We start from the raw sequence: 14,866 nt of genomic DNA on the forward strand, positions 1-14,866 counted from the left end.
GGGAAATAGACATGTCTTTGGTCGAAGAACAGGTACAGGCAGGGGCCAGCAGCGCCTCTGGGTCCTTGCTGGACGAAATCATGGCGCAGGCCCGCATCAGCCCGGTTGATGAAGGTTATAGCGTTGCGAAACAAGGGGTTGCCGCCCTCATTGCCAATATCTTGGACAATGGTTCAACGGCAGAACCCGTCAACAAGGCACTGGTTGACAGCATGATTGTCGAACTCGACAAGAAGCTCAGCAAACAGATGGATGTCATCTTGCACGCCGGTGAACTGCAGGAGCTGGAGTCCTCCTGGCGCTCCCTGAAGCTCTTGGTCGATCGCACCGATTTTCGTGAAAACATCAAGATCCAACTGCTCCATGCCACCAAGGAAGAGCTGCTGGAAGATTTTGAATTTTCACCAGAAATCACTCAGTCTGGCCTCTACAAGCATGTCTATTCGACGGGCTATGGCCAGTTCGGTGGCCAGCCGATCGGTGCCGTGATCGGCGACTACGCCTTCACCCACAGCTCCCCCGATATCAAGCTGATGCAGTATGTCAGTGCGGTCGGCGCCATGGCGCACGCACCTTTCATCTCCTCGGTCGCCCCCGCCTTCTTCGGGGTGGACAGCTTCACCGATCTGCCGTCGATCAAGGATATGAAGTCGGTATTCGAAGGGCCTTCCTACACCAAGTGGCGCTCCCTGCGTGAATCCGAAGATGCACGCTATCTGGGCCTGACAGCCCCGCGTTTCCTGGCGCGTCTGCCTTACGACCCGACTGAAAACCCCATCAAGGGCTTCAATTATCAAGAAGACATCAGCTCGGATCATGATCATTACCTCTGGGGCAATACCGCCTATCTGATGGGCTCTTCCCTGACCGACAGCTTCGCCAAGTACCGCTGGTGCCCGAACATCATCGGTCCCCAGAGCGGTGGCGCCATCCATGACCTGCCCGTGCACGTCTACGAGGCCATGGGTCAGTTGCAGGCCAAGATCCCGACCGAAGTGCTGATCACCGATCGCCGTGAGTATGAGCTGGCCGAGGAGGGTTTCATCACCCTGACCATGCGCAAAGACAGCGACAATGCGGCCTTCTTCTCTGCCAACTCGGTGCAAAAGCCCAAGGTGTTCCCGAACACCAAAGAGGGCAAGGAAGCGGAGACCAACTACAAGTTGGGTACCCAGCTGCCCTACATGTTCATCATCAACCGCCTGGCCCACTACATCAAAGTGCTGCAGCGCGAGCAGATCGGTTCCTGGAAAGAGCGTCAGGATCTGGAACGTGAACTCAATGGCTGGATCAAGCAGTACGTGGCGGATCAGGAAAACCCGCCGGCAGACGTGCGTAGCCGCCGTCCGCTGCGTGCCGCCCAGATCAAGGTGCTGGACGTGGAAGGGGAGCCGGGTTGGTATCAGGTTGCCATGTCGGTGCGTCCGCACTTCAAGTACATGGGTGCCAGCTTCGAGCTCTCTCTGGTAGGGCGCCTGGACAAGGAATAATGACCCATGCCGTATCTCTCTTCCTGGGATAGAGGAAATGCGGCCAGTCTGTTCGATCGTATACGGGGGGAGGGGCTTGCAACTCCCCCCGCTTCGGATGTTGAGCAATTGATAGGCTCGGTGAAACGCCAGCTCGATCAGGTGCTCAACACCCGTCCCGGCAGTTGTGCCAGTTCCCCGGAACTGGGTGTCATCGACTTGAACGATGCGACCCAGGGTCAGGCGGACATCAAGGGGCGGGTCCGGGAAGCGATCCGGCAGTGCATCCGACGCTATGAGCCGAGGATCACCCATGTGGAGGTCAGGACACCCGACTATCAGGACAATCCGTTGGAGATGTCTTTTCAGGTGACCGCCCACATACGACTGGAAAATCTGGAGCAGATTGCCTCGTTCAATGTCCACATGGACAACCACCGTCACTACCGCATGGTCTGATCAATGCCGCTGGAACACTACTTCAGGGATGAACTCGCTTTTTTGCGCCTGCAAGGTCGCGAATTTGCCGATGCCCATCCCGAACTGACCCGATTTCTGTCGGAACAAAATACCGATCCCGACGTCGAGCGCCTGCTGGAAGGCTTTGCCTTCCTGACGGGCAATCTGAGGGCCAAGATCGAAGATGAGTTCCCCGAGCTGACCCATGGCCTGCTCGGCATGCTCTGGCCAAACTACCTGCGTCCCGTGCCCAGCATGACCATGATGCAGTTTTCCGTGATCCCGGGCTCCATTGCCCAACCCGCCCTGGTCAGCCAGGGTTGCCTGCTCGATAGCCGCCCCCAGGATGGGGTGAGCTGCCATTTCAAGACCTGCCGGGATGCCTGGATCTACCCCGCCGACATCGCGCGGATAGATGCCCAGAGCGGCACGGATCTCTCCACCATCAGCCTGGACATTTCACTCCATGGCCCGCTGCCCCTGAGCGACCTGCAACTGGACAAGTTGCGGCTCTATCTGGGGGGGGATGGTTACACCGCCTATGAGCTCTATTTCTGGCTTTCGCACCAGCTCTCCCATATCGAGCTGGAAGTCGAGGGCAAGCGCTTTCGCCAGGATGCCAAAGCCCTGCGCAGCGTCGGTTTTGAGCGTGATGATGCGCTGCTGCCTTACCCGAACAACGTCTATTCCGGCTACCGGATCTTGCAGGAGTTCTTCTGCTTCCCGCAAAGCTTCCTGTTTTTCGAGCTCTCCGGTGGCGACTGGCCGCGCCAGCCCTTGCCGGTCAGCGCGTTCAAGATCCACTTCTGCTTCACCAGACCGCTGCCAGCGGATCTGAAGATCCGGCCCGACTCCTTCATGCTCAACTGCGTGCCGGCCATCAACCTGTTCCAGCACGACAGCGAGCCCATCAACCTCAATGGCCGCCAGACCGAATATCCCCTCAAGGCCAGCTATCGCCACAGCGACAGCTTCGAGATCTTCTCGGTGGACAAGGTGGAAGGCTGGGCCGAGGGCAATCTGGGCCGTGCCCGGGGAGCGCCGCGACTCTATCAGCCTTTTGAGAGTTTCCAGCATCAGATTGAGCGGGCCAAGGGCCGCCTGGCGCTCTACTACCGGGTGCGGGTCAAGGAGTCGGTGGCCGGGGAGGGCTTTGAGCATCAACTCTCCTTCGTGCGTGGCGACGAGACCAGCATGGTGCAGCTCGATGAGTCCATCTCTGTGACCCTGACCTGTACCAACAGAGGCAAGGCGGCGCGGCTCAAGGTCGGGGATATCTGCGTGCCGACCGGCAGCTCCCCCTCCTTTGCCACCTTCAGGAATCTGATGCGGCCAACCCGGCCCCTGCATCCGGCTCTGGATGGCAGCCTGCACTGGACCCTCATCTCCAACCTGTCCCTCAACTACGTCTCTTTGCTGCGCCGGGATGCCCTGGTGCAGGTGTTGCGTACCTACGATTTTCCCGCGCTGCAAGACAAGCAGGCGGAGCAGGCATCGCGCAAGCGACTGGCCGGCATTGAGGAGATAACCACCAGTCCGGTCGATCGTCTGGTCAAGGGCATGCCGGTGCGAGGACTCAAGTCGGTGCTCTCCATTCGTCAGTCGGCCTTTGGCAGCGAGGGCGAGCTCTATCTGTTCAGCACTGTGCTGGCACATTTCCTCTCGCTCTACGCCAGCGTGAACGCCTTCCATCTGCTCGAGGTGGTCAATTTGGACAACAAGGAGTGCTACAAGTGGCCGGTACAGATAGGTCAGCACTCCCTGATGTGAGGCCCGCCCAGGAGGCGGCTCGCTACAATTTCTTCCAGCTGGTGGAGCTCTTGCGCCAGCAGGATGGCCTGGATCAGGAGAGCGGACTCGATTACCTGCCCGAGCGGGAGCGGATCCGCTTCAAGTCGTCTGCTTCGCTGGGTTTTCCGACCAGCGATGTGCTGACGGTGGATCGCGATGACGAGGGGCGTCACCACTTGGAAGTCGCCTTCCTCGGCCTGCACGGCAGCCAGTCCCCCATGCCCGGTTACTACCTGGACTCCCTGGCCTGGGAGTATGCCCAAGGGGAGCAAAAGCTCGGCCTGTTCCTGGACTTCTTCCACCACCGGCTGTTGACCCTGCTCCATCGCATCTGGCGCAAGTATCGCTACCACGTGCGCTTTCAAAACGATGGTGAGGATGGCTTCTCCCGGCTGATGTTTGCCCTGGTGGGGCTGGGCAACGACGAGCTGTGCCACAGCCTGCCGGTCAACCGCGCCAAGATGCTCTCCTACGCCGGCATGCTGGCCAGCCCCAGTCGCTCCCCCGAGGTGGTGGCGGGTCTGGTGGCCCACTGTTTCGACCTGCTCGATGTCGAGGTGGTTGCCTGGCAGCCGCGCCGGGTTGCCATTCACGGCGAACAGCAGAACCGGCTCGGCCGTGCCAATGCCTCCCTGGGCAGCGATCTGGTCATAGGTGCGGGCGTCAAGGATTGTGCAGGTAAATTTTTGTTGAAAATAAATAACTTAACTCATGAAGAGTTTCTCACCTTTCTTCCGAACGGCGAGCATTTCCAACCCCTGGTGACCTTCGTCTCCTTCATCTTGCGCGATCAGCTTGCCTGGGATCTGCGGTTGGGCTTCGCCCCGGCCCAGGCCCACGGCATGCAGCTCGGCGAGGAGCAGAGCGGTCGGCTGGGATGGAGCAGTTTTCTCGGCCAGCCGCCGGAAGATCCCTACGTGACCATCTGTGTGCAGGAGTGAAAGTGGAGACCATAAATCAACAGCTGTCCCTGGTGGTGCTCAACAGCGAGCAGCTCGATGGCAATCACAGGGTGCAATACAGCTTTGACGAGCTGGGTGGCACCCTGGGCGCGTCCGAGCAGGATGACTGGCAACTGCGGGACCGGCTCGGTGTCGTCATGCCGGGTCATGCCCGAATCGAGCAGCACGATGGCCGCTTCTGCCTGTGCGATCTGAGCGGCCAGACCTATATCAATGGGGCCAGTTCGCCCATAGGGCGGGCTCGCAAGGTTCACCTGGAGCAAGGGGATGAGCTGGTGGTGGGGCCGTTTCGCCTCAAGGCTTATCTCGGTGCCGTCCGCGTCGAGCCGGACTTGCATCAGGTGCTGCATAACCGGCCATCCGAGCAGCTCGACGACTGGTTGAACGGGGACGCCACTTCGGCCTCCCAGGCCGATGCCGGTCCCCAGGATCTGGCGCTCGACCCCCTGGCTGCCCTGCAACAGGAGCGCCAGCAGAGCCCGCTCATCGACAGCCGCCCCTCGCCGCGGCAGGGCATTGCCGCCCTGTTTGCCGAGGCGGATGCCAGCGCCCCCAAGCATTGGACCGACCGGGTCCCCCCCACTTTTACTTCCGCCGTTAGCGAGGACACCATGAGTCAGGAATATCTCGACATCCCCACCATCGAAGGGGCCGGGCATGATTATCAGGATCTGCACAACGAGGCGAGCCATGTGGCGCTCACTCCGCTGATGCGTGGCCTTGGCCAATCCTTGCGCGCCGCAGACAGCATGCAGGCTCACGACATGCTCGAGGAGATGGGCAGAACCTTGCGGGCGCTGGTCGAGGGGCTCCTGCTGTTGCAGGCGGATCAGACCGCCCTGACCGACAAGCATCTGCGGCCCATCGAAGATAACCCCCTGCGTCTGGGACTGGGTTATGACGATACCCTGGCGCTCCTGTTCGCCGAACAGCAGAGCCCGGTCCATCTGGCCGCACCAGCGGCGGTTGCCGAGAGCCTGCGCAATATCCGGGTCCACCACGTGGCCAACCAGACCGCCATCAAGGCGGCGCTGGATAGCATACTGCACGCCTTCTCCCCCGAAGCACTGCGCTCGCGTTTCGAGCACTATCGCCGTACCCGCAAGCCCGACGACATGAGCGAGGAGGCCTGGAGCTGGATCATGTATCAGCACTACTACCAGGAGCTCACCTCATCTCGTCAGCAGGGCTTCGACAAGCTGTTCCATCAGGTATATGCCCAGGCCTATGACAAGGCCCTGCGCGAGCAACAAGGACTTATCTGATGCGCTCAGTGCTCTGCCTGCTGTTGCTGCTCGGGCTGTCCGCTTGCACCACCATGGGCAAGATGGCTGACGTGGCCATGGATCCGGATATCCAGGTCGGCAGTCATGACAGCCAGCCCTCAACCCTGGGGCTCAGCCTGCTGGCCGAGCCCGATGTCAATCCGAACGAGGGGGGAGAGGCTGCGCCGATCGAGTTCCAGATAGTGCTGCTGGCCGAAGACTCCAAGCTGCTGGCCACCGACTATGACCAGGTGACGGCGGATCCGGAGAAGGCGCTGGGCAAGAACTACCTGGATCATCAGGACTACACCCTGCTGCCGAACCAGTTCAAATATCTGCCGCCTATCGAGCTTGACGAGAAGACCCGCTACATCGGCGTCATTGCCCGTTATGCCGACCCGAACAGCGCCGAATGGCGCAAGGTCATCAAGGTGCGCAGCAAGGGGCGGGCTTATCAGTTGCTGGTTCACCTGCGACTCGATGAAGTCGAAATACAGAAAGAAGAAGAATAACTATGTCCAGTCGAAATCGGGTTATCTGGCGTGAGGGTTTGTTCATCAAACCCCAGCATTTTCAACAACAACAGCGTCACGGGGACTACAGCCTCCAGGCCAGGCTGAGCGCGCTCAGCGACTACTTCTTCGGCCTGCAATCCTTGAGCATCAATGAGGATTATCTGGGCTTTGGCCGCATCGCCCTGGTCGGTGCCAGCGGCATCTTGCCCGATGGCACAGTGTTCAATATCCCAAACGATGATCTGTTGCCGCCCCCCCTCGAGATCCTCGATGCCTCCTTGGCCAACCAGAAGGTCTATCTGGCACTGCCGTTGTCGGTGAGCGGGGTCAACGAGGTGAGTGACCCCGAGCAGGGGATCGCCACCCGGTTGCAGGCCCAGCGCCATGATGTGCGGGATCTGCACAGCGACGGGGGGGACGTGGTCTCCCTGGAGATAGGCAAGGTGAGCCTGCGGCTCATGCTCGAACGGGAAGATCGCAGCGCCTACGCCTCGCTCGCCATCGCCCGCATCCTGGACAAGCGCCCGGATGGCAGCCTGGTGCTGGACAGCAACTTCATGCCGTGCAGCATCAGCGTCTCCGCCATCCCCAGCCTCAAGCGCTTCCTGGGCGAGATAGCGGGCCTGGTGGGGGAGCGGGCTCGCAGCCTCTCCCAGCGTATCGCCGCCCCCGGTCAGCAAGGGGTGGCCGATGTGGCCGAGTTCATGATGCTGCAACTGCTCAACCGCGCCCAGCCCCAGCTCGCCCATCTGGCCCGGCTTGGCACCCTGCACCCCGAACGGCTGTTCGAGGCACTGGTACAGCTGTGTGGCGAGTTGATGACCTTCACCGATGAGTCCCGCCTGCCGCCCCTGTTTGGTGCCTATCGTCACGACGATCAGCAACAGAGCTTCGAGCCGGTGATCCTGGCCCTGCGCCAGGCGCTCAGCACAGTGTTGTCGCCGCGCGCCGTCTCCATTCAGCTGCACAAGCATCAATACGGGGTCATGGTGGCCATGGTGGGCGAGAGCGAACTCATGGCCAGCGCCGATTTCGTGCTGGCGGTGCGGGCCCGCATGCCCCAGGAGCAGCTGCGCAAGCAGTTGCTGCAACAGATCAAGGTGGCGTCGAGCGAGAAGATCCGCGAACTCATCAGCTTGCAGCTGCCGGGGATCCCGCTGCTGCCACTGCCGGTGGCGCCGCGCCAGCTGCCTTATCACGCCGGTTACAGCTACTTCCAGCTCGACCGGCAGAGCCCGGCCTGGCAGATGCTGATCAAGGGCAACACCATCGGCTTCCACATCGCAGGGGATTTCCCGGAGCTCGACATGCAGCTCTGGGCCATCCGCAGCCAATGAGCCCCCGAAGGGAGGAGTATCACAGATGACCATGGACATCATTCACAGCGACCAGATGCAGGACCTGCTGTTCGACCATGCCGAGCAGCTGGACATGGACTCGGATTACTGGTTCCGCCTGCGGGGCCAGAGCATCAACCCCATGATAGATGCGGTGACCCCGCTGCTGGGCTTGGTGCAGCGGGTGCGCCAACTGACCCGCCATGATCGGGTGCCAGAGCTCTATCAACGGGTGGTCACCGAAGTGCAAGCCATCGAGCAGGAGCTGACGGCCCATGGCTACGAGAACGGGGTGGTCTTGTCGTTTCGCTACATCCTCTGCACCTTCATCGATGAGGCCGTCATGGGCCGCGACTGGGGCAGTCAGAGCGAGTGGTCGGAACACTCACTGCTGACCCGCTTCCATAACGAGACCTGGGGCGGCGAGAAGGTGTTCGTGCTGCTCGCTCGTCTGCAAGAGGATCCGGTGCGCTATCGCGACATCCTGGAGTTCATCTACCTGTGCCTCTGCCTGGGGTTTGAAGGGCGCTACAAGGTGATGACCCAGGGCAAGGGCGAGTTCGAGCGGGTGGTGAGCCAGCTCCATCGCCAGCTCAAGGGCGAGGCACAGACCGAGGCGCCCCGGGTCTTTCACCTGGATCTGGGCCAGCAGGCATCCCGTTATCAGTTACCCCGCCAATGGTCCCTGCGCACTCTCTGCATCGGCAGCGCCCTGGTATTGGCCCTCATCTTCGGTCTCTACCATCACCAACTCGATAACCAGACCCAGGACGTGCTGCGTCAACTGGGCGAATTATTAAAATAATTACTAAGGAGAGCACGCCTTGATCCGTATAGAACTGCCAGTACTGGTGGAAAGACTCAACCCCATCTGTCGCCACATGTTGGAAGAGGCTGCCGCCTTGTGTGTCAGCCAGCAAGGCAGCGAGATCCGTATCGAGCATCTGCTGCTCAAGATGCTGGAGACGCCCCTGTGCGATGTGCGCCAAATTCTCAAGCGGGCCGAGGTACCGGTCGATGAGCTGACGGGACTGCTGCAACCCCGGGCGGGGGATGCCAGTACCGATCCGGGCTACCCCTCCTTCTCACCGCTGCTGGTCGAGTGGCTGCAAGACAGCTGGCTGCTGGCCTCCGCCGAGTTTGGCCATGCCCGCTTGCGCAGCGGCGTCTTGTTGCTGGTGCTCCTGATGACCCCCCAGCGTTATCTCAGCGCCGGTATCAGCCGTCTGCTGGCCCAGGTCAACCGCGAACTGCTGCGCCAGCAGTTCGATGAGTGGGTGAAAGAGTCTGCCGAAACCCAGGTCAGCGTCAATGCCAGCGGCGCCGCGACCCAGGGCGCCCTGCCTGCCGATGCCAGTCTGCTGGCCCGCTTCACCCAGAATGTGACCGAACAGGCCCGCCAGAACAGCCTGGATCCGGTATTGTGCCGGGATCACGAGATCGATCTGATGATCGACATCCTCTCCCGCCGCCGCAAGAACAACCCCATCGTCGTGGGGGAGGCCGGGGTCGGCAAGAGCGCCCTCATCGAAGGACTGGCGCTGCGTATCATCGCGGGTCAGGTGCCGGAAAAATTGCGGGGGGTCGAGCTGCTCAGTCTGGATCTCGGCGCCATGCAGGCCGGGGCCTCGGTCAAGGGGGAGTTCGAGAAGCGCTTCAAGGGGGTGATGCAGGAGGTCAAGGAGTCGACGCGTCCCATCATCTTGTTCATCGACGAGGCGCACACCCTGATAGGGGCTGGCAACCAGGCCGGTGGTCTGGATGTCTCCAACTTGATCAAACCGGCCCTGGCCCGGGGTGAGCTGCGCACCATAGCCGCCACCACCTGGAGCGAATACAAGAAGTACGTGGAGAAAGACGCGGCCCTGTCGCGCCGTTTCCAGCTGGTGAAGGTGGGTGAGCCCTCGGCCTCGGAGGCGACCGTGATCCTGCGCGGCCTGCGCAGCATCTACGAGCAAGCCCATGGGGTGCTGATCGACGAGGAGGCGCTGCAGGCTGCGGCCCAGCTCTCCGCCCGCTATATCTCGGGTCGCCAGTTGCCGGACAAGGCCATCGACGTGCTCGATACCGCCTGTGCCCGGGTGGCCATCAACCTGACCACGCCGCCGCGCGCCGTCAGTCACCTGCAAAACGCGCTGCGCCAGCGGGAGCTGGAAATTCGCCAACTCGAGCGCCAGGCCATGATTGGCCTGGGCGACAACGCCGAGCGCCTTGCCGAGCTGCACGAGGCACAGCAAGCCTGCACCCTGGCTCTGGGCGAGCAGGAGGCGCACTGGCAGCAGCAGCAGAGCCTGGTGCACGAGATAGTGGCGCTGCGCGCCGCGCTGCTCGATGGCCAGCATGAACAGGCTCAGGCGGAGCAGCCCCAGGCTGGGGTGGATCTGGCCGACGCCGTCATGGACCCCCAGGTCGCCATCGCCCGTCTCAATCAGCTCGATGCCGAACTCACCGCCCTGCAACAGGGGGCCGTGCTGGTCTCTGCCCACGTGGACAAGGGCCAGATAGCGGCGGTGATCGCCGAGTGGACCGGGGTGCCCCTCAACCGTATCTCCCAGGGGGAACTGGATGTGGTGACCCGTCTGCCGGAGTTTTTGGGCAACACCATCAAGGGGCAGGGGGTTGCGGTTGCGCACCTGCACAAGCATCTGCTCACCGCCCGCGCCGACTTGCGCAGGCCGGGTCGCCCCCTGGGCGCCTTCCTGCTGGTGGGGCCAAGCGGCGTCGGCAAGACCGAAACCGTGCTGCAGATTGCCGAGCTGATGTTTGGCGGTCGTCAGTATCTCACCACCATCAACATGTCCGAGTACCAGGAGAAGCACACGGTTTCTCGCCTCATCGGCTCGCCTCCCGGCTATGTCGGCTTTGGCGAGGGGGGCGTGCTGACCGAAGCCATTCGTCAGAAACCCTACTCAGTGGTGCTGCTCGACGAGGTGGAGAAAGCCCATCCGGACGTGCTCAATCTCTTCTATCAGGGCTTTGACAAGGGCGAACTGGCCGACGGCGAGGGACGAGTCATCGACTGCAAGAACGTGGTGTTCTTCCTTACCTCCAACCTGGGCTTCCAGACCATAGTGGACCATGCCGAGCAGCCCAATGCCCTGCTCGACGCCCTCTATCCGGAACTGGCCGCCTTCTTCAAGCCCGCCCTGCTGGCGCGCATGGAGGTGATCCCCTATCTGCCGCTCGGTCACGACACCCTGGTCGAGATAGTGCAGGGCAAGCTGGCGCGACTGGTTAGCCTGCTCAAGGAGCGGTTCGGTGCCGAGGTGGTACTCGAGCCCGAGGTGGCCGAGGAGATTCTGCGCCGGGCCAATCGCAGCGAGAACGGGGCCCGCATGCTCGAATCCGTCATCGACGGGGCCCTGCTGCCACCGGTCTCTTTGCAACTGCTGCAACGCCTTGGGGCGGGTCAGGCCATCAATCGCGTCAGCTTCCGGGTCGAGTCGGGTGAGTTCATCGCCGAGGTCGAGGGCTAAGCCATGTTACAAGCCCTCGAGTTTGCCCTGGCCCTGACCCGCGCCCGTGATGAGCAGAGTCTGTGTGACTGGTGGCTGGCCGAATTGGCGACCCGCTACCAGGCCAGCGGCGTGCTGCTGGCCATGCTGGATGTCAGCGGTCGCGAGCTGCACTGCCAGGGACGGGTGCAAGGGCAGCCGGTCACCATGGTGCTGGGAGCGGATGATTTCGCCCATCCCCTCGCTTATGTACTGCACAAGGCGCAGTCGCGCACCTGGGATTCCCTCTATGGCGGTGCGCGCATCGAGCATAAAGGGTTTCGCCAACTGTTGACCACCCTTGGTCAAGGCACAGGGCTGCACGCCATGCCGCTGGTTGACAGCCAAGGCAAGCCGTTCGCCGTGCTGGCCCTGCTCGATGAGGGGGCCCGGCTGCAAGCCTGGAGCGCGGAGCCTTGCCTCACGGCCCTGGCGCAACTGTTTTGCAATCAACTGACCCTCATTCGCGAGCTGGGCCGCAGTCGTCGGGATCAATCGGTGCTGCGTGACTCCCTGCGCTTGATCAAGGGAGAGGGTCAGCGCCAGCGCCAGCATGAACAGCTGCTCGATGAGCGGCTGGTCGGCCAGTCTGCCGCAATCCGCGGCCTGCGCCAGCAGATCCATCAGGGGGGCCAGCACAGGCTGACTGTGCTCATTCAGGGGGAGACGGGCAGCGGCAAGGAGGTGGTCGCTCGCCTGGTGCACCAGTGCTCGGATCGCGCCGACAAGCCCTTCGTGGCCATCAACTGTGGCGCCATCCCGGAAAACCTGATTGAGAGCGAACTGTTTGGCTACCTGAAAGGCGCCTTCTCCGGGGCCCAGCACAACAAGGCGGGCCTGGTGGCTCAGGCCCATGGCGGCACCCTGTTTCTGGACGAAGTGGGCGACATGCCCCCCGCCATGCAGGTCAAGCTGCTGCGGGTGCTGGAAACCCACAGTTACCGACCCCTGGGGGGAGAGAAGGAGTGTCACTCCGATTTTCGCCTCATCGCCGCCACCCATCAGCCCCTTGAGCGTCGGGTGGAGGAGGGGACGTTTCGTAGCGATCTCTACCACAGGCTCTGCCAGTGTCTGCTGCACATAGCGCCTCTGCGCGAGCGCAGTGAAGATATCGCCCCCCTCACTCAGCACTTCCTGGCCCAGTTTGGCGCCGCCGAGGGCAAGGTGCTGGGCAAATTGCAGGGCAGCTTCCTGCGCCAGCTACAGGGTTACGACTTCCCGGGCAATGTGCGCGAGCTGCGCAACCTGCTGGAAGTCGCCTGTGCCCACACCCTGGCCGGTGAGGAGATTGGCCTGGAGGCGCTGCCTCCCGAGCTGCAAAACCGGGTGTGCGCCAGCTTGCCGGGCCTGCTCGATGACTACAACCACATCCGGGACTTGCGCATGGCCATGCAGAAATACGAGGCCTCGGTGATCGAAGCCAGGCTGCGCCACTACCAGGGCAATCGCCTGCTGGTGGCCCAGAGCCTCAATATTCCCAAGCGCACCCTGGATCACAAATGCCAGAAGCTGGAGGTGAACTGATGCCTCTTAACCCGCTGGAGGTGAACTGATGTCCCTTAGCCTGATCCCCTTGCTGCTCGCTGTCACGACTCAGGGCGATGCGCTCGCGCCTCAGCTGCAACAGTGCCGTGCCGAAGCGTCTCCGCTAGTGCGCTTGGCCTGCTACGACGCCATCGGCAGCGGTGCCGTCGCCCTGGCCGAACCCGCCCGCCAGTCCGAACTCTGGCAAGCCATCTGGCGCCAGGAGCAGGGCAGAACGGCTCAAAGCGAGCCCTTCTTGCTCGGCCAGGATGCTGAAACGGACGCTGAGCAGGCCAGTCTGTTGCTGACTCGACCCGCCTTGCGTGGCGCCACCCTGGCCATCAGTTGCAGCAACAGCATCACCAGCTTGCGACTGCGTCTGGATGAACCCTGGGTGGGGAACCGCGTCGAGACCCGACTCGATGACGCGCTTCGCCAGGGCAACTGGTTCGTGCGCGAGCAGGGCATGCTGCTGGAGTATGGCCGCGGCCTGCCCGCCATCGATGAGCTCAAGGGCTGGGTCGGTCATCGCCAGCTCACCCTGACGGCGCCCAAGGGGGTGATGTTGCAGTTTGACCTGACGGGTCTGGGCAAGGCCTTGTCACCCTTGCGTCAGCAGTGTCGCTGGTAGGGGGGCGCATGAGTCACATTCACCCCTGGTGCCAACGCCTGTTGACCGCGATCCCTGAGGAACGCAGCCGCGAGCCTGTGCCCCCCGACAATGGCAAGTGGGACTATGTGGAGACCGAACTGGTCAAGCTGGGCTCCCTGGCCCACAGCCAGGTGGATCTCGATGCGGTCGCCGAGTCCTGCCTGCAACTGTTTGAGTTGCATACCAAAGACATGCGGGTATTGGCTCAGCTGCTGCGCTGCCTGCAACAACCGGCCAAGCTGGCGCCCTTCGCGACGGCCCTCGATCTACTGGAGGCCTGGCTGGGTGCCTACTGGTTGACGGCCTGGCCGCACAATCTTGCGCAGAAGCAGCGCTTGATGACTCAGATAGTGAAGCGCTTCGAGGCGGCGGCTGAGCGTAGCTGCGAGTCGGCCAGTGCCGCTGAGTTGAGCCAGCTGCTTGGCCGCTGGGACAGGCTTTCTTCCCGCTGGCTTGCCCTGTGCCCCGATAAGATCGACACCCTGGCCAGTCTGGGCAGCGCCCTGCGCCGGGCCCAGAGCCAGCAAGCGGCCCAGCAGCAGGCCGAGGGTGGTCAGCGTGCCCAGACGGCCCCATCGGGAGCGAGCAGCGCGACCGCTATGGGGCTGACGGCCACGCCATCTCCTGCTGCGCCTCTGGAGATAGACAGCAGCAATGACAGGGCCTGGCGCCAGACCCAGCTCAAGGTGGCCGAACTGCTGATCGAGCGCCAGAGCGAGGCGGCGGTGGGATATCGGCTACGCCGCCACGCCATCTGGTCCGGGATAGCGACGCCGCCGTTGGCGGGGGCCAATGGCAAGACCCAGCTAGCGCCGGTTTCCGCCGACATGGTGGATGAGTACCGCGCCGCCATGGGCCAGCCGACCCAGGCGCTCTGGCAGAAGGTGGAGCAGAGCCTGACGTTGGCGCCGTACTGGCTGGAGGGTCACCAACTCTCCTTCGAGCTGGCCAGGGCCCTGGGCTTCAACGAGGCCGCCCAGGGGATCCGGGAGGAGGCCCAGGCCTTTCTCGCGCGTCTGCCCGGGCTCAAGGCCCTGAGCTTTAGCGATGGGACCCCTTTTCTGCCAGCGGTTTGCGCGAGCTGGTTGCAGCAGGCGCGGGCCGGTGAAGGGGGGGCAGAGCTGGGATCCCTGGCGCAGCTTGATCTGGACGAGGGCGGATTGGATCTGGCCCTGCAGCGGCTCGAGGAGCAGATGCAGGGGCTCAGCGAGCCCCGATCGCGCTTCTATGCCGAACTGGTCCAGGCCGATCTGCTGGCGCAGGCCGGCATGGGGAGCCTGGCACGGCAACATTATCAGCATCTGTGGCAAACCACGGTCCGGCTGGGTCTGGCCCAGTGGGAGCCAAGCCTGGTCAATCGCCTGGAACAGCACGCGACCCCTGGGTCGAAATGAGTCA

General features: G+C 62.5%; 12 protein-coding genes. All 12 read left to right on the plus strand.

The annotated features are described in order from the left end of the window. Positions 1 to 11: 11 nt before the first annotated feature. The 12 genes from tssC to tssA are packed head-to-tail and all read left to right on the plus strand — an operon-like array spanning position 12 to position 14,862. Positions 12 to 1,490, plus strand: coding sequence for a type VI secretion system contractile sheath large subunit (gene tssC / locus M2367_RS05100; protein WP_224430561.1), 1,479 nt, complete (start codon positions 12 to 14; stop codon positions 1,488 to 1,490). A 6-nt stretch (positions 1,491 to 1,496) separates the two neighbouring features. After that, the gene (gene tssE / locus M2367_RS05105; protein ID WP_042043868.1) at positions 1,497 to 1,928 is read left to right on the plus strand and encodes a type VI secretion system baseplate subunit TssE; all 432 of its coding nucleotides are present in this window, start codon (positions 1,497 to 1,499) and stop codon (positions 1,926 to 1,928) included. A gap of 3 nt (positions 1,929 to 1,931) precedes the next feature. Further along, on the plus strand, positions 1,932 to 3,698 hold the full coding sequence (tssF, locus tag M2367_RS05110) for a type VI secretion system baseplate subunit TssF (protein ID WP_259236021.1): 1,767 nt from the start codon (positions 1,932 to 1,934) through the stop codon (positions 3,696 to 3,698). Next, positions 3,662 to 4,660, plus strand: a complete 999-nt coding sequence (tssG, locus tag M2367_RS05115) for a type VI secretion system baseplate subunit TssG (RefSeq protein WP_042043865.1) — start codon at positions 3,662 to 3,664, stop codon at positions 4,658 to 4,660. The genes tssF and tssG overlap by 37 nt, the downstream gene beginning before the upstream one ends. Before the next feature lie 2 nt (positions 4,661 to 4,662). Continuing rightward, positions 4,663 to 5,946 (plus strand): type VI secretion system-associated FHA domain protein TagH, encoded by a 1,284-nt coding sequence (gene tagH, locus M2367_RS05120; RefSeq protein ID WP_259236022.1) that lies wholly within the window; start codon positions 4,663 to 4,665, stop codon positions 5,944 to 5,946. After that, entirely contained in the window at positions 5,946 to 6,458 is a 513-nt protein-coding gene (gene tssJ / locus M2367_RS05125; protein WP_259236023.1) for a type VI secretion system lipoprotein TssJ, read from the plus strand. Before tagH ends, tssJ begins: the two co-directional genes overlap by 1 nt. Positions 6,459 to 6,460: 2 nt before the next feature. Continuing rightward, entirely contained in the window at positions 6,461 to 7,798 is a 1,338-nt protein-coding gene (gene tssK, locus M2367_RS05130) for a type VI secretion system baseplate subunit TssK (RefSeq protein ID WP_259236024.1), read from the plus strand. Between the two features lie 25 nt (positions 7,799 to 7,823). Beyond that, positions 7,824 to 8,603: a type IVB secretion system protein IcmH/DotU gene (icmH, locus tag M2367_RS05135; RefSeq protein WP_259236025.1), complete on the plus strand. Its 780-nt coding sequence runs from the start codon at positions 7,824 to 7,826 to the stop codon at positions 8,601 to 8,603. A 19-nt stretch (positions 8,604 to 8,622) separates the two neighbouring features. Beyond that, a complete protein-coding gene (gene tssH / locus M2367_RS05140; protein WP_259236026.1) occupies positions 8,623 to 11,274 on the plus strand; it encodes a type VI secretion system ATPase TssH in 2,652 nt (883 codons plus the stop codon). A gap of 3 nt (positions 11,275 to 11,277) precedes the next feature. Beyond that, positions 11,278 to 12,816 (plus strand): sigma-54-dependent Fis family transcriptional regulator, encoded by a 1,539-nt coding sequence (locus M2367_RS05145; RefSeq protein WP_259236027.1) that lies wholly within the window; start codon positions 11,278 to 11,280, stop codon positions 12,814 to 12,816. Positions 12,817 to 12,844: 28 nt separating this feature from the next. Continuing rightward, the gene (gene vasI, locus M2367_RS05150; RefSeq protein ID WP_042043852.1) at positions 12,845 to 13,447 is read left to right on the plus strand and encodes a type VI secretion system-associated protein VasI; all 603 of its coding nucleotides are present in this window, start codon (positions 12,845 to 12,847) and stop codon (positions 13,445 to 13,447) included. Positions 13,448 to 13,455: 8 nt separating this feature from the next. Then, positions 13,456 to 14,862 (plus strand): type VI secretion system protein TssA, encoded by a 1,407-nt coding sequence (gene tssA / locus M2367_RS05155; RefSeq protein ID WP_259236028.1) that lies wholly within the window; start codon positions 13,456 to 13,458, stop codon positions 14,860 to 14,862. Positions 14,863 to 14,866 lie beyond the last annotated feature (4 nt).

This window comes from Aeromonas sp. BIGb0445, from assembly GCF_024809075.1.
GTDB lineage: Bacteria > Pseudomonadota > Gammaproteobacteria > Enterobacterales > Aeromonadaceae > Aeromonas > Aeromonas rivuli.